The sequence below is a fragment of the Shewanella sediminis HAW-EB3 genome, from assembly GCF_000018025.1.
Lineage (GTDB): Bacteria > Pseudomonadota > Gammaproteobacteria > Enterobacterales > Shewanellaceae > Shewanella > Shewanella sediminis.
In genome coordinates this window covers 1,895,199-1,913,562 of sequence record NC_009831.1, presented here as the reverse complement: position 1 = coordinate 1,913,562, position 18,364 = coordinate 1,895,199, and the positions used below count along the sequence as shown (strand labels likewise).

The following is an 18,364-nucleotide window of genomic DNA, read 5'->3' as shown; positions in this document are numbered from 1 at the left end:
CGGCTATTGATTCACCTGAAATGATAGTTGACTCACAACGCCAGCGTACGAAGGATACGCGTGGCGACAACAAAATAATTTGAAGTCGCTCACTAATGAATAATCGCGGTGGAGTAATTATTCAGTAATTAAAATTCTTTCGGGGCGAAGCCTGTCACTTGGGTGATCCCCATTTCACGGCCAAGTGCCGTCATAGGATGAACAACCACTAAGCCTTTGACTGACTTTTTAAGCTTACCCATATCGGCCTGCTCAGCCTTAGTCAGAACGCGTTTAAACTTCAATCCAGCAACACTGCCACCTTGCTTACTCAGTTCACGAGTCTGCTGCGCCTTAACACTGGCAATACGCTTAGTGACCTTGTTGATCTCTTGTGTAAATTGCAACATGATCCCTTTGTCACCACGCTTTTCAGCGGCGGCGAATTTGCGGCGAAACTGCTCTAGCTTGTCGCTAAGTCCATGAAGCTCTTCTTTTAAATTCATGCTCGTGCCTTAAATAATGCTATAAAATGCAAAAACAGCCTTGATATTACGGCTGTTTTTTAAAATTCTTGTTTGCTTGATTGGCTATTATAACGTATCTGTGCGAATACAGTTATCGCTTTTATGTCAGATAGTGAATAACCTGATTACTGCTGCCATGGAACACTAAACTGGGATCGGCCAGCTCCTGCTCAAACTTACCATCGACCAGAACATCGATATACTCAATAACGGCTCGCTGGGCATCAGCTAACTCATCCAACAGATATCCGGACCACAACCAAATATCTTTATCGGGACATTCGGCTTTAACCCTTTTGACCAAGGCTAATATAGATGCAACATTGGCAGGGTGAAGCGGATCCCCCCCCGACAGAGACAAACCTTTGCGTTTGATACGGGTATCTTTTAGATCGCTCAGTACTCGCTCTTGCATTGCGATATCAAACTCATGTCCGCTGCAAGGCTTCCACGTCGACTGGTTATAACAGCCTCGACATTGATGCTCACAACCAGAGACAAACAGGCTAGCCCGAGTACCCGGGCCATTGATGACATCTACGGGGAAGTATTGATGGTAATTCATTGCGACACCTTGCGAGTTAATTCTTTATTTTGTCTACAATTTCAAAGAGGTTTTTAGGCTGGAAGCACAGCTCAAATGGCGAAAGTAAAATGACCAAAATAAAATAACAAAAGTAAAATGACGCAACTCACTCAGGTCAGTTGCGTCTATAAGTTGACATCTGTCGTTAAACTTATGTCATTAAGCTGAAAACGAGTTAAAGATGCTTGACTCGTCGCTTAACTTCTTCCTGCTTACCATAGTTAAATGGTCGAGCATCTGGGCTTCCCAGATAGCCACAAACACGACGTGTTACAGAAACCCGGCTTGGCTCATGGTTACCACACTTAGGGCAGGTAAAGCCTTTACTGGTACACTCAAATTCACCGGTAAAGCCGCAATCGTAACACTCATCAATGGGAGTATTTGTCCCGTAGTAAGGAACACGACTGTAGCTGTAATCCCAAACATCCTCTAATGCTTCTAAATTGTTCTGCATATTGGGATATTCGCCGTAACAGATAAATCCACCGTTAGCGATAGCTGGGTAAGGTACTTCGAAGTCAAGTTTATCGTACGGGTTTACCGCTTTTTCAACATCGAGGTGAAAGCTGTTGGTGTAATAACCCTTCTGTGTCACACCTTCGACGACACCAAATATTTTAGTATCGAGCTTACAGAAACGACTACACAAGTTTTCACTCGGCGTGCTGTATAGGCTGAAACCATAACCGGTCTCATCTTTCCACTTAACTGTCGCCGCTTTCATATACTCAACGAGCGCAATCGCTTTTTCCCGCAATATCTCGCAGTCATATACGTGCTTATCGGTGCCATGCAATGCATTGATAGTTTCATGCAACCCGATATAACCTAAGGAGATTGATGCACGACCATTTTTGAAAATCGTAGAGATATCATCATCGGCGCGTAAACGTACACCACATGCACCTTCCATATAAAGGATGGGCGCCACTCTGGCTTTTACACCTTCTAAACGTTCAATACGGGTATCTAAGGCTTTGCGGGCAATAAGCAAGCGTTGATCCAGTATGCGGTAAAACTCAGCCTCATCACCATTAGCTTCAAGCGCTACGCGAGGTAAGTTAAGACTCACCACACCTAAGTTGTTACGCCCTTCATGCACCAATTCCCCCTCTTCTTCGTAGGTACCGAGGAAGCTACGACAACCCATAGGAGTCTTGAATGAACCGGTCACCTTCTCTACCTGCTCGTAGTTAAGAATATCCGGGTACATGCGGGTACTGGCGCACTTAAGTGCCTGACGCTTGATATCGTAGTTACAATCGCCTGCTTTATGGTTGATACCATCGCGAATGGCGAAAACCAACTTAGGGAATACCGCGGTCTTACGATTCTTACCCAAGCCGGCAATGCGGACCTTCAGCATAGAAGATTGAATTAAACGAGACTCCCATGATGTCCCGAGTCCGAAACCAAAGGTGACAAAAGGAGTTTGGCCATTTGCAGTGTGCAAAGTGTTCACTTCATATTCCAGAGACTGGAACGCATCGTGACACTCTTTTTCGGTCTGAGTCGTCGCAAATGCTTTTGCATCTGTGATCCCCCAGGTCAGTGCAACCTGATAATGCTTGTCGTAACTCTTGGCTACAAATGGCGATAATACTTCATCGATGCGGTTGATCGTGGTTCCACCATAGATATGGCTGGCCACCTGAGCGATGATCTGTGCAGTCACTGCGGTCGCTGTCGAGATAGACTTAGGCGTCTCAATCTCGGCGTTGCCCATCTTGAAGCCGTTGGTCAACATGCCGGCAAGATCGATCAACATACAGTTGAACATAGGAAAAAATGGCGCGTAATCCAAATCATGATAATGGATCTCACCAGACTCATGAGCCGCAACCACATCTTTGGGTAATATATGGCGAGTTGCATAATGCTTTGCAACAATACCGGCCAACAGATCACGTTGAGTCGGGATGACTTTCGAATCTTTATTGGCATTTTCATTAAGCAGGGCAGCATTGCTCTGCTCAACCAAACCTTTGATCTCTTGATTCAACCGGCTGCTGGTCTCGCGATGAAGATCTCTGTCATGACGATACTCAATATAAACCCGGGCAAGGGATTTATAGGGTCCTTCCATCAGTTGATTTTCAACGACATCTTGCAGGTCATGAATATCAACTTCTGGCATATCGGCAACGCTCTCAGCCACATTATTGGCCACTAGAGTTGCATAGTCATTATCATCAATACCTGCCGAGTTTGCTGCAGCCGATACAGCATCTCTAATCCTTGTTTCGTCAAAAGGCGTGCGGTAACCATCCCGCTTAATAACCACTGGCATTGTTTAATATCTCCTCAAGTGACGCTGAATTTAACACCACATATAGTGTATTTAAGACCATTCAGCACAATATGTTGCGTATTAAGCTACAAACATCACCAGAGAACATTGATCTCGATCATATAATTTTGGATGTGAGAAAAGAACAAAAGATAAGTGCCTATGAGGCCACTTATCTCCGATTTGACCCTTGACCCTGACACAAAAGAGGGCTAGATGAAGGATAAGAATGGTAAAAATTGTGGATAAAAATTACTTATGCTTTCCCAAGAGCAAGATAGCTACTGAGTTGGCCACCGGCTTGCTGATTTTCTCCCATCGAAGCGGCTAACTGCATGACAGATTTTAACCCCTGCCACTGCTCACGAGAGCTCTGGGTTAATTCAACATCACCCTTGAGATAAACATTCAGTTGGGCGGAAACTCTCGAAGCCTTCTGGCTGATCTCGGCACTTTGCGCGCTCCCCATCCCATCGATAACACTCTCGGCATCATTGAGTAACTTAATAAACATACTTTCAGCTCCAAACTCACTCTCCCCCCCCTTTTTTGCCAGTGCATTTTCCAACTCCCTTCGCTGCTCTTTAATGAAGGTCTTAAGATCTTCGGGCTTAGTTGTAGGCTGAGGGATATCGAAGCCGCCGTCCGATAACCGTGTCAGTTGCGAGTCAGACAAGATGCCATCCTGATACAGACGTTGTACCAGCTTTGGAATATCCTGAGTTGAGAAGTTACCCGAGCTAAAGAAGTCTTTGGCCATGCTTTCGATCTTTTGTGCTCTTTGAGCCCGAGGAGAGAGAGAGACCGACTCATCTTTAACCGTTTCTTTAGATGAGGGAGTACGCGTCGATTGAGATTGACTTAACGTCACCTTGTCACTGCTCTTCCCCGCCTCAGTCTGCTGACTGTTAACACCGTACGCATCGGCAATATTAGTGGCAGTGGAAAGCTGGCTTGCAGTATTAGCTATTGGATTCATTGTCAAAAAGTCGGCGTAAAAGAACTGGTGCAATCAACAAGCAGGAATCATGCCGAAACGATAGCGAATCAAGACTTTAGCTGTTAAAAAAGTATTTAATCAGAGAAGAACAGATGGAATCAATATAGGAATCGAATGTGTGGCAGACGAGTATTCTATCGCTGAATGCGCCACATTAAGCAAAAACAGCGATACTATACGCACGATATGCTTGGACTAACTAGCCATGCTTCGCAGAAGAGCGTTTCGAGCCTTCCTGAATGCAGGCTTTAAAATTACCCATTGAAATTTCTTTTGCATGTAGCTCCAAGCCACCAGAATTTTTGTAAGTGGTATAATCTTTATTCGGCATCTCATTGGAAACATACCAATCATTTAAATCGACATTATCGGCACATGAGCCTTTAAAAGTTAATGTCCAGGTATTTCTCAAGAAACATTTTTTAGCCGTTTGTATATAGGTATCTTCAATCTTTACCGTATCGCCCTGTGAGCCGTAGATCTGTGTAACAGTAACTTCTGTAGAAGGGCCATCGATCCCTCCCTTATGTTTATTAATGAAAAGGTTCCAATTTCCTTGAAGCTGGCTATTTTCAAGAATAAAGCTGTCACACTTAGTTATCCCGTAGTCATGAAATGCCCCGACCAAAATTTGATCATCATCAGCAATTGCAAAATTGCTTAACAACACAGTACTCACTAGCGTACTTTTTAGAATTGTTTTAATTGTCATCAGTTTTTCCTTAAATGATGTGATGAGTAAAGCCTAATGTTCACAGAGGCAAAATTAACGTTGGCGATAGCCTGCACCATTTTTTGTTAATTTTGCTCTCCCCTTCCCCAACCCAGCTCTCTGGGCATAATCCTGATTACCCGAGAATTGATGAGAAGACAATAGTTTAAATGATTAACGATACCGAAGAGGAATATAGACTAACGGCGAAAATTCATCCTCCCTTAACGACTAAAAACACCTGTTACGTTAATTGGTAGTGGAGCCTACGTCATTTACATTTCATTAACAATAGGCAGTGAGTTGCCTGACTGTATTTTAATCTGAAGTGTCCCCTATTTTTGGAGAGACAGGGAAATAGTGTTTTGATAGATACAGCTGTCCCAGTCGATAAATTCATTATCGCAAAGCCTTCATAACAGGCAACGAGTTATCATAGTGGCAGTGAGAGCAATATTGATATTAACAAAATCATAAATAGGGTAATTGCTTGAGACACAAGATATTATGATTGACAACTTTGCATCCGACATAAGCTTCGTGATCCAGGAAAGGTACTATTTTCTGTTCAGATCTTCCGTCAGAGTTAAACACATGTCCCTCAAGGAGGTTATATCCGTCTCGTCCAAGGTTACCTTTTTAAGTAACACCTCTTTCAAAGCCAATGCCTGTTGTTTCAGATCGAACCCGGCGTCAGTGGTCTCGATCACTTTCTTACGCTCATCATTTGCATCTACACTGCGGCTCAATAACCCTTTCGTCTCCAGTCTTTTGACTATGGGGGTTAAAGTTCCCAAATCGAGACGCGTCGCTTGAGATAGCCCTGTCAAACTTGCGCCATTGTCTAGCCACAGAGCCTGCATAACTAAATACTGAGGATAGGTTAGCCCGCACTCTTCGAGTAAAGGCCTGTATGCCCGGACCAATGCATTTGCAGCGGTATACAGCGCGAAACAAACATTATCAGACAGACACTTTCCTTGCTTTTCAACGGGTAAGCAATTTTCATTTTCAACCTGAAACTCTGTATTTTTACTCACTCAGTAACACCTTAATTGTCGCCATCATCTTGTCAGACTCTTCTATTGAAGCGTTATTGTACTCCGAACTACGTCAAACATAAGCCGGCGCATCCGGATTTCTGCTTGAGTTGTTGAACCGGAAGATAACTGCGGAGAATAACTCAAACAAGTACTTTGCGCGCAAAGCATTTGCGAACTTGGCTATTTAATAGTAGAGTTTAGCACAATTAATTAGCGCGCAAAGCAAAGGAGGTTTTATGCAGGCTCAACAAATTCTCTTAGATTCTCGTCCCGAAGGGTTGCCAACAACAGCTAACTTCAAACTGGCTTCATCTCCATTAGCAGGCATTAACGATGGTGAGTTTCTGGTAAAAAACTTATGGATGTCTGTCGACCCTTATATGCGTGGTCGTATGATAGACAGAAAAAGTTACATCGCCCCGTTTGCCATAGGAGAAGTCCTTGAAGGTGGTGCCATCGGTGAAGTGATCGAGTCCCGTCATCCTGAGTTTCCGGTTGGAAGTAAAGTCAGTAGCATGTTGGGTTGGCGCAGCCACTATGTGACCGATGGTAGTGATCATACTCGTCTGCCACAGACACCACTGAGTGAATCGCACTTTCTTGGCGTGCTGGGTATGCCGGGAATGACTGCCTGGACGGGTCTCAATCGAATCGCCGAGCTTAAAGAGGGAGAGACGCTTTTTGTTTCAGCCGCTTCAGGTGCTGTCGGTAGTGTGGCTTGCCAGTTGGGTAAGTTGATGGGAGCCAAAGTTGTCGCATCTGTGGGCTCAGATGAAAAAGCAGAGCACCTATTATCTATTGGTGTCGATGCTGTCATTAATTATAAAATATCGGAAAATTTAAGTGCTGAATTACACGCGGCAGCACCTGAAGGGATCGATGTTTATTTTGAAAATGTCGGCGGCGAGCACCTGTCTGCAGCACTCGACAACATGAATGACCATGGCAGAATTGCCGTGTGTGGCATGATATCTCAATACAATGATACAAGGCCGACACCGGGCCCGAGCAATCTGGCCATGATCATCATAAAGAAACTAAAAATCGAAGGATTTATCGTATTCGAGCACTGGGCTCATTACCCTGAGTTTGCCAAGCAGATGGGGCAGTGGTTAGCCAGTGGAGCGGTTAAAGCAGAGCAAACGGTCTACGAAGGGCTTGAACGGGCACCGGATGCGTTTATCGGTTTATTCGAAGGTAAGAACCGCGGCAAGATGGTGGTAAAACTCGCTTAAATTATTTTACATAAGCCAAAGCATGTTAAAAGAGAGGAAAAGGGCCTAACGGGCCCTTTTTGCTATTTGAGATCACGACTAGGGACCCAACACAGCTTCTATCTGATGTTTCGCCTGCCTCACCGCCTCCTCTCCGGCCGCAATAGCTTCTTCGGCGCGATGAAATTCCATTGTACCAATTTCGCCAACATCCGGGACTAAGCAAATATCGGGCGGGTCACCCATCAGACGCGCACGTTTATGACGCTGCTCCAGAATATCCATCGATTGCGACATCACGGCCAACATGCTGGGATCGGAGCGATTACCCATAGTGAACTTATCCGATAAGCTGGTCACATAATCCCGTCCGCGCGCCAACAGATCCATGAAGCCGGTATCTTGATGTGCTTGCGCTATCTCCTTGTCTTCTACCGAAGGTTTATTACTGGTCATGTCCACTGGCAAGACCTGTAACCGCTCCCTTCCCTGACCATTGAGATCGACGGCAATCACCACATCGACCTCCATAGCCCTGCTAACAGATACAGGCACAGGATTAACTACCGCACCATCGACAAGCCAGCGCTCTCCGACTTTCACTGGTGGTAAAATTCCAGGCATAGAACACGATGCGCGAATAGCGTGACGAAGATCGCCCTCCTTAAACCAGATCTCTTGCCCGGAATAGAGATCCGTAGCGACGGCGATTAACGGCCGCTGTAAGCCATCGATCTGTAGATCGCCAATTCTATTTTGAATAACATCGAAGACTTTATCTCCCCCGATTAAGCCCCCCTTTCGCCAACTCACATCCATTAACCCCAACACATCCCAACTGGAGAAGCCTCTCACCCAATCTTCAAGCTCCTCGAGTTGATCGTTTGCATAGGCAGCCCCTACGAGAGCCCCTATCGAGCAACCCGAGATTTTGTCGGGCTTTATTCCCATCTCAGCGAGTCCTTTTAGCACACCTATATGTGCCCAGCCTTTTGCGGCGCCACTACCTAATGCAATGCCAATTGTTGCCATATGTCCCCACAAAACGAAATTAAAAGGTGAAAAACAAGCCAGATTCATCTTATCTGTTATTTATCAAGGATTCACTAATAGATTATCCAGGTCCAGTTTTATAGCTCCAGCTCTAATACAGAACCGATACTCAACACTCTGTTAGCGCTTTATTCTAAAGTATTCTGGCCAGCAAGAGCTTTAAAATGAATCTGACTTTCTCTATGGATGAATCACCACGAGTTAGGTTATAATGGTCAGTCGAATCAATTTTGGAGTACACCTTTGCAATTTACCGATTTTTCACTGGATACGCGTCTGTTAAAGACATTGGATCATATGGGCATAGAAAAGCCCACGGAGATCCAACAGCAGGCGATACCAGTAGGCCTGTCAGGCAAAGATCTGATGGCATCATCAAAAACAGGCTCAGGTAAAACCTTAGCGTTTTTGTTACCGGCAATGCAGAGGATTATTTCCACAAGAGCATTAAGTAAGCGAGACCCGAGGGTATTGATCTTATTGCCGACCCGCGAACTCGCTAACCAGGTATACAGCCAGTTACGCTTGTTAGTCGCCAACACACAATATAAAGCGGTCAAAATCTTAGGCGGTGAAAACTTTAATGATCAGGCTAAATCATTAGAGAGAGATCCTCACTTCGTCGTGGCGACACCAGGAAGACTTGCCGACCACTTAGCTCAGCATCATCTGCACCTTAATGGACTCGAACTATTAATTTTAGATGAAGCCGACCGCATGCTTGATCTGGGCTTTGTCGATCAGTTAAAAGCAATTAATGCAGCCGCTGACCATAAGCGTCGCCAAACATTGATGTTTTCAGCAACCTTAGATCACAATAAGATCAACGAGATTGCCGCCGAGCTGTTAAAAGATCCTATGCATGTATCTATTGGTGCGGGCAATATTGAAAACCTGGATATCACTCAAAGAATTTACCTCAGTGATCATCTGGATCATAAAGAAGCATTGCTGAACCACATTTTAAAAAATGAGAAAAACAAACAGGTCATCATTTTTACTGCGACTCGCCAAGATACCGACAGGTTAGCGACTAAGCTTGCTGAAGCCGGATTTAATACCGCATCCCTCAGTGGCGACCTAAAGCAAAATGCCCGTAACCAGATCATGGATCAGTTCAGTAGAGGTTTACAGGATATCTTGGTCACTACCGATGTGGCTTCACGTGGTCTGGATCTGCTTAATGTCTCTTTGGTTATCAATTTCGATATGCCAAAATTTGCCGAAGAATATGTTCATCGTATCGGCCGTACGGGTCGAGCCGGTGCAAAGGGTGATGCGATTTCTCTCGTCGGCCCTAAAGATTGGGTCAACTTCAAACAAGTACAAGTTTTCCTTCGCAAAACATTCGAGATAAGTACAATCGATGGCTTAGAAGCTAAATTTTCAGGGCTGAAAGACAAGCCTAAGGCAAAGAATAAGCCTAAGGCTAATGCGAAGAAATCGACGGCAACGGCTGCTAAGGGTAAAACTAAGGCTAAGGCTAAAGGAAGTAGAGACAAGCGCTTTATCACAGGCATCGATGTTGGTGATGCCCCTATGCTTAGAAAGCCAAAATCTAAGCTTCAGGATACCCCTGAATAACCAGTTTAAGATGTAGGTAATAATATAATAATTATTACCTGTATCTGTGCATTGATAATTTTCCGGTTTTTTCTAGCCAATTATAGAGCCGCTAGTAACGAAACCAATAACGATTTTAAGGTATAACATGAGAGTTTGTGGCGTTGAATTAAAAGGTGGCGAAGCCATCATCTGTTTGTTGAGCTATGAAGGCGAGACGTTTAACGTGCCCGATTGTCGCCAGCAATCATTCGTCATTTCGCATTCAGAGTCTACTGAGTCTATTCGTGATTTTCATTTTGCATTCAGCAAACTAATGGAAGATTACAAAGTGGATAAAGTGGTTATTGTCTCTCGCGAACAGAAAGGTAAGTTGGCAGGTAGTGCCACCAGCTTTAAAGCCGAAGCCGCCATTCAGCTTCTTGAACTGCCGGTTATATTAATGTCTCCGGTCACAGTTAAAGAGCGTTTAAAGCGTAATCCTCCTATGGTCGACTTTGATGGTTTAGGCCTGAAGCGCTTCCAAAACCTGGCTTTCGATGCCGCTTACGCTTACCACAACCAACACATTTTCAATGTTTGGGATAGCGAGTAATAACTCTCCCTAATATTTTGTCATGAAATCAGGGTGCTATTTGCACCCTTTTTTTTACCCCATTTTTTTATACCAGTTTCATTAAATATGTTGTCAATTCAGAGTCACTCAGACTTTTCAATTCAAGGCGCATTGATGAAAGAATGGTTGCTCCCTTGTAAGTCAATGCAACGCAGAAGTGGGAAGTCTGAGAGCCTCCCAACGGGCGGGTTTCAAAGCCCTGCATGCTATGTTCGATGCTTTTGATATAGAATAACTATTAGCTTCAATCATCCGCCTTGCCTTCAGCGCTTTGAACTCCCGCTGAATGAACAGATATTTAATGAAATTGGTATTATATAGCGCTCATGAATACACTCAAATACTTAGCCGGTTATCAACAGCCAATACAAGATCAGGTATCCGAACTACTCGCCAATGGCAAGCTTAAAGCGATACTGCTTAGCAGGCACCCGGATATTCATGCTATTCGTACTGACAGAGCCTTATACGATTATACAATAGAGATAAAAAACCAGTATTTGCGCAAGTCCCAACCCCTGTCGAAGATCCAATACGATGATAAGATCAGCTTAAGCCATCAGGCTCTGGGTCTTCACTCATTCGTATCCAGAGCCCAAGGCAGAAAGACGAAAGCTAAGAACGAGATCCGCATATCGTCACGCTTAAAGAAAGTTCCGGAGCCGTTATTACGTATGGTCGTCGTTCATGAACTCGCTCACCTCAAAGAGAAAGATCATAACAAGGCCTTCTACCAACTCTGTTGTCATATGGAAGCAGATTATCATCAACTGGAGTTCGACTTAAGGTTACTGCTAACCTTACTCGACAGCGGCGTTAAGGTTTACTAATTGAACCTGAAATCCGCTTCAGGTTCAAATTCAGACTCGGGAGTTGATAGCTCGATACTGAGCAAGGCTGAACCCAGGTATCGTTCGAATATCTGTTTATATTCCTGACTTTTCATAAACAGCTGCAACTCCCGGTTAAACTCGTCCCTTAATTTTTCATCGTGAAAGGCACTGCTGGCAGGCACTGGCGGGATCAACTTGTGTTCAGTAAAGATAGTCACATCACGCTGTTTATCATTCAGGCGGTAATAGTAATAAAAAATGTATTTATCTAATACCGCATACTCATAACGACCTTTAGTTAACAGTTCTGCGATCGCCCCCATATCGGTCAACTCCTGATATGAGTCTCCCCGGGCGACCTGTTTAAACGATTCGCCGAAGTATCCCGGCGCCCCCTGAAAGGTCAGCAGACTGTGGTCCTGTAGATCTGATATTGTCTCTGGCTTAAGACCACTGACTTTAAGAGAGAAGACCATAGGTTGATAAAGAACAATTGAATCAGAGATATAGCTACCTTCGCCGTCCGCCTGCATAAAAACAGGGGCCGTCACATCCACTCTTCCTAATTTCAGCTCTCGATGCGCACGTTTAAGCCCCATAAACTCATAGGAGACGTCATGACCGAGACGCCTGAGTACCGCTTCGACGATATCGAGATCGATACCATGATGAATATCATTAATCATATGCGGTGGCCCTTCGCTCGATGCGATGGTGAGCGTTCTGGCGTTAGCTGAACTCAACAGGGTCAATGACAGGATAAAAAACACAATGAGCTGCAATTGTCCCCTCCTCATTTGATAACTAAAAACCTTTTTATGTCGGCCTAACGAATCGAGCTCAACAACCAGCCAGAACTGAACACAGTGATGCTGTTATTTAATTATACTAGGTGAGCGAATTTACCGAATAAAAAAGCAGCAATTATAGAAAGAGGTTGATAGAGATAGCGGAGATAAAAACGCCAGCGACTAGGCTGGCGTATTGGACATAATAACGAACCTAAACGGTTAACTCTGGCCCATCATCATTTGACGAACCTGCACCAACTGCTCGAAAGAGTTCATCTGCTTACGTGACAGCTGACTCGCCATGGGGATATTCGCCTTCATCGGGTTGACCGGCCTGCCATTCACATGAAACTCATAATGAAGGTGCGGCCCGGTAATGCGGCCGGTATTGCCCGATAGGGCGATAACCTGACCACGTGAGACCCTCTGCCCCTTATGCACTAATGCCTTCGAGAGGTGCAGGTAACGTGTACGGTATTTATTGCCGTGCTCTATCACCACATACTTACCCGCAAATCTATGGTCGGTCACCAAAGAGACGATACCATCACCCGGCGCGATAACCTTAGTGCCGATTGGTGTGGCAAAGTCGGTACCATTGTGAGGAGAGGTGCGCCCTGTTACCGGATGGTGACGATGAGGATTAAAGCTCGAGCTGATACGATAGTTTCTTTGAAGGGGAATACGCTGAAAAGCCCGCGCTAGACTCTGCCCTTTTTCATCATAGAAGTTGCCATCACTGTTTTGGTAGGCATTAATATGACTTCGGCCACGCTGAATGCTTACCCCCAAAATATCGCTTGCGCCCGTCATTGAGCCATCGATATATTGATCGCTCATCAGCACTGAGAAACTGTCACCCGCCCTCAGATCCCGGGCAAAATTTAATTTCTCCTTCAGCAAAGACTCTATTCGCTGGATCTCGCCTGAATCTAACCCCATTCGCTTAGCCGAGAGATAAAATGACCCCTGGATCTCCCCCGCTACGGCACGATTCTGCCAAATGCCCTCGATATTGATCTCATCGACATTGTAGGAGCCATCATCGAAACGGCTGAAGACCACCTGCCTAGCAGCCGAAAAGTATAGTTCGAGCTTCTCAAGCTCTCCCTTATCATCCAACCAGAACTTTATCTCGTTCCCCGGCTTAAGCGTATCGAGTGCCAGAATGTTTAAGTCGGCCTCTAAGACCCGGTACATGGTTTGCTGATCGACACCGGCCTGAACAAAAAGGCCACTTAAGGTATCGCCGCTGATAATACTCTTGTCAAAATCTGGTTTTACAACTGACACAGCCTCTGTGGCTACTGTGGAACTTATCTGACTGACAAGTGCATCGATATCTAAGTCGATAGGAATACGCTGAGGCAACACTTGCTGATGAGTTGGCCACAATATGGCCGCACCGATAAGCAGACCCGCACCTAATAATACTTTTTTATGGATACTCGACTCTTGTAAAAATGAGAGTACCTGAGTATTTATCTGAGACATTTTAAAAAAAGAGAATTTACCTGTTTGCAAGCTTGGCCCCATCTTCACATTATTATTCTTTTGTATGGCTATTACAGTTTTCTTTAAGAAACTGAAACAACTGCTATCAAAGCGTCATCAATCGAGTCTACTTATGGAGACTATGGCTAAGGGCCTGTTATCGCTTTGATGCAGTATTTTAAAATTGGTGTTCTTACCTGTCGCGGTAAGAAAGCCAGCATATTTATACCAAAAAAAAGTGGAACTACAAACAGGAGATATGAATATATGAGTGACATTAAGAATAATTATTCTTAATGTCACAAGAGTAGGAAATAAGATTGCAAATGAGATTAGCTTCTGGATTAGCTCTCAACCATTGGGTCAATCAGCGCACTAACACAGTAGTCACGCAATAGTCACGGCAAGACCAGCCGGGTCTCGCTGCCCATTGATGACTTAATGATATCGACACGGGTACCTATCTGCTCTTTCATCTCTGAGACATGGGAGATAACCCCGATCATGCGCCCGGTGGATTGCAGATCCATCAAGGTACGAATAGCCAAGTCCAGCGAATCTTGATCCAAACTGCCAAACCCTTCATCGATAAAGAGGGTATCGAGCTTAATGCCCCCCGCATACGCCTGTACAACATCCGATAAGCCAAGAGCCATCGATAGGGCTGCCATAAAGCTTTCACCACCACTGAGGGTCGCGACGGGACGCACCTTAGAGGTATAGGCATCTTCGACCTCGAGTTCCAGGCCTGACGCTTTATTACCCTTGGCCCTGTCCTCTTTGCGCAGCAAACGATAACGCCCCTTACTCATCACCTGCAGGCGATGACTCGCCTCGAGCAAGACATCATCGAGTAGCACACTGAGCACGAAGCGCTGCAGGCTGATCTTGTTGCCGGTATTGCCATTGGCCACATCGGCTAAGGTGCCGATAACGGCATACTCCTCTTCCAGCTTCTTGGCTTGATTGTCAGCCTCATGTAACTGCTTTTGAGTCTGAGTCAATTGCGTCACTCGGCCCTGCAATGCCTGCCAACTATGTTCAGCCTCTTGTTGCTCAGCCTGAGTACTTGCTACACGCCCCTCAAATTCGGCTAGTTGAGGTTTAACTTGCTCGGCTAACTTCTCTGCCAATTGAGCTAATGTCGTCTGGTTCGCGATGCAATCCTGCCGATATTTGGCAATCTCATCGGCTATCAGCTTTAACGCTTCACTCGATAACAGCGCTTGTGTTAACGCCTGCTTATTCTCGAAACCAGAAGCGGCCAATTGCCCATTGAGATCGACTTGAGCCTCATCACTTTTCTGCGTTGCTCGGATTGAATTCGACTGAGCCGCCGCCAATGCTTCTGTTTGAGCGGCATCTTGCTCACGCGCTTGAGTGTGAGCCTGACGGATCTCACCTATCGTTTGCTGTAAACCGTTAAGCAAGACCTGCGCTTGATTTATCGCGGTATTAAGCGCATCTAAACTACGATACTGATCGGGTATTGCCGCTAATGCCTGATCACGTTTGCCCTGTAGTGATGCTGAATTATTCTGCAGAGTGTGGAAATATTCTCGGTCAGCTTCTAATTGATGTTGTAGCTCCCTCTCCTTGGTCAGCCAAGTTTGCAACTGCAGCCTGAGCTGAGTTAACTCCTGAGCCGCAGCATTCGCATGATTCACTTGCAACTGAACTTGCTCAAGATGCGACTGCAACGACTCAAGGGGATGAGAAGCCCACTCACCGAGTCGTTGTTGATATTCATCTCTGAGCTTCGCTTGCTCCTGTAACTGTGCTTTTAACCCTTTATAATCGGCTATAACTTGATTCAAAACTCCTTTAGCAGTTTCACAAACCAGTTTGCTTGATTCTAAATCATCTTCTGTCGGCAGTACCTGCTCACTATGGGCAGGGTTTGGATGCTCAGCGCTGCCACACACGGGGCAAGGCTCACCCGGGTTTAGCTTTTGTGCCAATATACTCGCTTGACCACGATGCCAGATTAATTGTAACTGGTCATAAGCATCACCTTTCTCTTTAGCCTCCAGACGAAACTGCTTACCTTTCTCCTCTGCAAGTTTCAACGCTTGCTCAGTTTTAGCAACCTGATTGCCGGCAACTTGCCATTGCTGATAACGCTCAATCAACTCGCCTTGCGCCGTGAGTGTTTGCTGGACATTGAGCAGCTCACTGGCCACTTGTTCTAACTGGGGAACGCGTAGCTCGGCGTTTTGTCTCTCAAGCTCTATTCCCTTTAAGGTCGCGCTTGCTTTAATGCCCTTATCTTTTGCCCGATTGAGCGAGAGCATTGCTGTGTGCAGCTCTTTTTCCAGTCCATCGAGCCCAAGAAGCTGTGGTTTTAGCGAATTTAAGTATTGCTCATTACTCTGGACATCTTGTAATTTCTGCTCCTGCTCGGCCAAGGTGTCGAATTTTGCCTGACTAATGGTTAACGCCTGTTCAGTCTGTTGCTTGGAAAACTGAGCTTGGGTAATACCAGCTTGCGCCTGAGCCACTTCTGACTCACGAGCCAATGACATATCTAAAACAGGTTTTAATTGCTGCGCCTTTTGGCCGTTTTCGAACTGAAGCTGACGCTCTGCTATCGCCTCTTTCTGCTCAGCTAAATGTGTTGCTGTTTGCTGAAGTTTATCTAGCGCATCGAAGTCATTAACGAGCAACTTGGCAGATTCAAGCTGCTTATTGGCATCGATCAGGGCAAGCTTCGCCTTATCTTTACTCTCTGAGGCTTGAGTTAACCTTGGCGTCACCTCGGCAAGTTCGGCATTTAAGGCCTCGTCTGAGTCCAGTGAGACGCTGTGCAGCATGCCGTCACATTTATTACGATGGTCTCTCACATCATTGCGTATCTTTGACGCTTGCAGTTTTAATTTGTCTTCAATTTTGCGATAGATCTGAGTCTGAAATAGCTGACTGAAGATCTTCTCTCTGTCTTTCGAGTCCGCCATCAAGAGTTCACGAAATTTCCCCTGAGGCAATACCATCACCTGACGAAATTGGTCGGCATCGAGTCCGGTCAATTGCTCTATCTCGGCAGTTGCCTCGGATACCTTGCTGGCAACGAGCAGATGCTCGGTGCCATCGCTATCGACTCGATACAGCTGGGCCTCCGGCTTTTGTACCGTGTAACCATCGCCACTTTTCTTGGCTCGCTGCTGTTCGGGTACGCGTCTTATTCTGTATTGCTTTTCACCCAGCGCAAAACTAAAGGTGACCTCAGTCAACAGAGTATCGACGGATAAATCACAGCGCATCTGGCTACCTTCGCGCTCATCGCCTGTCGTCTTGCCATAAAGGGCAAAACAGATGGCATCGAGGATCGTGGTTTTACCCGCGCCTGTAGGTCCGTTGATTAAAAAAAGCGGATTGCTGCCCAGCGCCGAAAAATCGGTGACTTGGGTCGAAGCAAAGGGGCCAAAGGCCGACATTGAGAGTGAAAGTGGTCTCATGATACTTGCTCTCCCTTATGCAGTTCATCGATAGCCTGCACCATGGCTTGCTGCTGCGCTTCATTCATAGGATCCCCAGATACCTGAGAGAAGAACTCGGTAAACATATCCAGCTCCCCCTTCTTAATATGATCCCGGCGGATCTCCAGCTGGCCGTTATCAGTCATCAAGCCGGTTCGCTCCAGATGTAACACGTTAGGGTAAACCGAGCGTAACTTGCCCATGGCATCTAAGATTGCATGCTTATCTAAAAGCCGAACCATCAGGTAATCATCACAATTGGGATCTGTCTTACCAGCCTCTAACAAGGCAGATAACTCACCTTCGACAATACGGACATCACGTTTGGCAGTCAGAGGCAGTAGCTCTATCTGCGCCTTACCCTGGCTGTCGAAATCGACTAAAGTGACCGACTTTTTCTGGTGCTGCTCACTGAATGAGTACTTCAGGATGGAGCCTGAATATCTAACCTGCTCCTCCCCTTTGTACTGCGGACCATGAAGATGACCAAGAGCGGTATAATTAAACGGGGTGAACAGTGTTGGCGATATTTTATCAGCCCCACCGATACTCAATGGCCGCTCAGACTCTGACTCGCTACCACCATCGAGAAAACAGTGACCAATCACGACCTTTGGAAGACCTTGACTGTCATGTTCATGAACCTGTTCCAGCAATACCCCCATGGCCTGCTCATGGCTACCTGCTTCACAGTCAAACACCTGGCGAACCGTCGCGGGATCGGCATAGGGCAAGCCATAAAACACCGCACTGCCTGACTTTCCTTTAAGGGTTATGGGCGACAGCTCTTTATGCAGTGGACCGATAATATGTAAACCGCTGTCAGACATCTGCCGGGAAGCGAAACCAAGGCGTTCATGACCATCGTGGTTTCCCGCAATCATGATCACAGGAAGCTTCATCACATTGACCAGGCTATTGACCACATCATCGAGCAGGGCAACTGCATTGGCCGGCGGAATGGAGCGATCATAGATATCACCGGCAATAATAACGGCATCGACCTCATGCTCTTCGGCAAGCGCAAGTATTTGAACCAATATATGACGCTGGTCATCGATTAAGCTTTGATTATGCAGCTGGCGGCCAATGTGCCAATCGGAAGTGTGGATAAATTTCATTAAGTTCTCGGAAAACGACGGAAAATACAGAGTATTTTTTAGTGTCGCTATAGTAAGAAAAGT

The 18,364-nt window shown here is 45.7% G+C and carries 15 protein-coding genes; 4 read left to right on the top strand and 11 right to left on the bottom strand.

The annotated features are described in order from the left end of the window. Positions 1-128 precede the first annotated feature (128 nt). From SSED_RS08310 to SSED_RS08280, 6 genes are all read right to left on the bottom strand, one after another. Positions 129-485 carry a YibL family ribosome-associated protein gene (locus SSED_RS08310; RefSeq protein WP_012141949.1) on the bottom strand — a complete coding sequence of 119 codons (357 nt, stop codon included), beginning with the start codon at positions 483-485 and terminating at the stop codon, positions 129-131. A 121-nt stretch (positions 486-606) separates the two neighbouring features. Next, the gene (nrdG, locus tag SSED_RS08305) at positions 607-1,071 is read right to left on the bottom strand and encodes an anaerobic ribonucleoside-triphosphate reductase-activating protein (RefSeq protein WP_012141948.1); all 465 of its coding nucleotides are present in this window, start codon (positions 1,069-1,071) and stop codon (positions 607-609) included. Positions 1,072-1,267: 196 nt separating this feature from the next. Next, entirely contained in the window at positions 1,268-3,385 is a 2,118-nt protein-coding gene (gene nrdD, locus SSED_RS08300; RefSeq protein WP_012141947.1) for an anaerobic ribonucleoside-triphosphate reductase, read from the bottom strand. A 256-nt stretch (positions 3,386-3,641) separates the two neighbouring features. Further along, a complete protein-coding gene (locus SSED_RS08290; RefSeq protein WP_012141946.1) occupies positions 3,642-4,364 on the bottom strand; it encodes a hypothetical protein in 723 nt (240 codons plus the stop codon). 220 nt (positions 4,365-4,584) lie between these two features. Then, a complete protein-coding gene (locus tag SSED_RS08285; protein ID WP_012141945.1) occupies positions 4,585-5,097 on the bottom strand; it encodes a hypothetical protein in 513 nt (170 codons plus the stop codon). Between the two features lie 557 nt (positions 5,098-5,654). After that, a complete protein-coding gene (locus SSED_RS08280; protein WP_012141944.1) occupies positions 5,655-6,137 on the bottom strand; it encodes a MarR family winged helix-turn-helix transcriptional regulator in 483 nt (160 codons plus the stop codon). Positions 6,138-6,376: 239 nt separating this feature from the next. On the opposite strand from SSED_RS08280, the gene SSED_RS08275 reads away from it, so the two are divergent. Beyond that, on the top strand, positions 6,377-7,375 hold the full coding sequence (locus tag SSED_RS08275) for an NADP-dependent oxidoreductase (protein WP_012141943.1): 999 nt from the start codon (positions 6,377-6,379) through the stop codon (positions 7,373-7,375). A gap of 78 nt (positions 7,376-7,453) precedes the next feature. On the opposite strand, the gene rssA is transcribed toward SSED_RS08275, so the two are convergent. Beyond that, positions 7,454-8,386 carry a patatin-like phospholipase RssA gene (rssA, locus tag SSED_RS08270; protein WP_012141942.1) on the bottom strand — a complete coding sequence of 311 codons (933 nt, stop codon included), beginning with the start codon at positions 8,384-8,386 and terminating at the stop codon, positions 7,454-7,456. A gap of 264 nt (positions 8,387-8,650) precedes the next feature. On the opposite strand from rssA, the gene SSED_RS08265 reads away from it, so the two are divergent. The 3 genes from SSED_RS08265 to SSED_RS08255 all read left to right on the top strand — a co-directional run bounded on the left by SSED_RS08265 (position 8,651) and on the right by SSED_RS08255 (position 11,416). Further along, positions 8,651-9,991, top strand: coding sequence for a DEAD/DEAH box helicase (locus tag SSED_RS08265; protein WP_041422052.1), 1,341 nt, complete (start codon positions 8,651-8,653; stop codon positions 9,989-9,991). A gap of 127 nt (positions 9,992-10,118) precedes the next feature. Beyond that, positions 10,119-10,565, top strand: a complete 447-nt coding sequence (locus SSED_RS08260; protein WP_012141940.1) for a DUF3010 family protein — start codon at positions 10,119-10,121, stop codon at positions 10,563-10,565. Positions 10,566-10,912: 347 nt separating this feature from the next. After that, positions 10,913-11,416 carry a M48 metallopeptidase family protein gene (locus tag SSED_RS08255; RefSeq protein WP_012141939.1) on the top strand — a complete coding sequence of 168 codons (504 nt, stop codon included), beginning with the start codon at positions 10,913-10,915 and terminating at the stop codon, positions 11,414-11,416. Here SSED_RS08255 and SSED_RS08250 read toward each other — a convergent pair. The 4 genes from SSED_RS08250 to SSED_RS08235 form a co-directional block, all read right to left on the bottom strand. Beyond that, positions 11,413-12,201 (bottom strand): substrate-binding periplasmic protein, encoded by a 789-nt coding sequence (locus tag SSED_RS08250; protein ID WP_223295959.1) that lies wholly within the window; start codon positions 12,199-12,201, stop codon positions 11,413-11,415. The genes SSED_RS08255 and SSED_RS08250 overlap by 4 nt on opposite strands. A gap of 228 nt (positions 12,202-12,429) precedes the next feature. Next, entirely contained in the window at positions 12,430-13,734 is a 1,305-nt protein-coding gene (locus tag SSED_RS08245) for a peptidoglycan DD-metalloendopeptidase family protein (protein ID WP_041422050.1), read from the bottom strand. A gap of 368 nt (positions 13,735-14,102) precedes the next feature. Next, on the bottom strand, positions 14,103-17,159 hold the full coding sequence (locus SSED_RS08240) for an SbcC/MukB-like Walker B domain-containing protein (RefSeq protein WP_012141936.1): 3,057 nt from the start codon (positions 17,157-17,159) through the stop codon (positions 14,103-14,105). Next, positions 17,156-18,301 carry an exonuclease SbcCD subunit D gene (locus tag SSED_RS08235; protein WP_012141935.1) on the bottom strand — a complete coding sequence of 382 codons (1,146 nt, stop codon included), beginning with the start codon at positions 18,299-18,301 and terminating at the stop codon, positions 17,156-17,158. Before SSED_RS08235 ends, SSED_RS08240 begins: the two co-directional genes overlap by 4 nt. Positions 18,302-18,364 lie beyond the last annotated feature (63 nt).

Coding starts and splice junctions, on each gene's coding strand:
- SSED_RS08310 (WP_012141949.1), bottom strand. CDS start 485: ATGAATTTAAAAGAAGAGCTTCATGGACTTAGCGACAAGCTAGAGCAG.
- nrdG (WP_012141948.1), bottom strand. CDS start 1,071: ATGAATTACCATCAATACTTCCCCGTAGATGTCATCAATGGCCCGGGT.
- nrdD (WP_012141947.1), bottom strand. CDS start 3,385: ATGCCAGTGGTTATTAAGCGGGATGGTTACCGCACGCCTTTTGACGAA.
- SSED_RS08290 (WP_012141946.1), bottom strand. CDS start 4,364: ATGAATCCAATAGCTAATACTGCAAGCCAGCTTTCCACTGCCACTAAT.
- SSED_RS08285 (WP_012141945.1), bottom strand. CDS start 5,097: ATGACAATTAAAACAATTCTAAAAAGTACGCTAGTGAGTACTGTGTTG.
- SSED_RS08275 (WP_012141943.1), top strand. CDS start 6,377: ATGCAGGCTCAACAAATTCTCTTAGATTCTCGTCCCGAAGGGTTGCCA.
- rssA (WP_012141942.1), bottom strand. CDS start 8,386: ATGGCAACAATTGGCATTGCATTAGGTAGTGGCGCCGCAAAAGGCTGG.
- SSED_RS08260 (WP_012141940.1), top strand. CDS start 10,119: ATGAGAGTTTGTGGCGTTGAATTAAAAGGTGGCGAAGCCATCATCTGT.
- SSED_RS08255 (WP_012141939.1), top strand. CDS start 10,913: ATGAATACACTCAAATACTTAGCCGGTTATCAACAGCCAATACAAGAT.
- SSED_RS08240 (WP_012141936.1), bottom strand. CDS start 17,159: ATGAGACCACTTTCACTCTCAATGTCGGCCTTTGGCCCCTTTGCTTCG.
- SSED_RS08235 (WP_012141935.1), bottom strand. CDS start 18,301: ATGAAATTTATCCACACTTCCGATTGGCACATTGGCCGCCAGCTGCAT.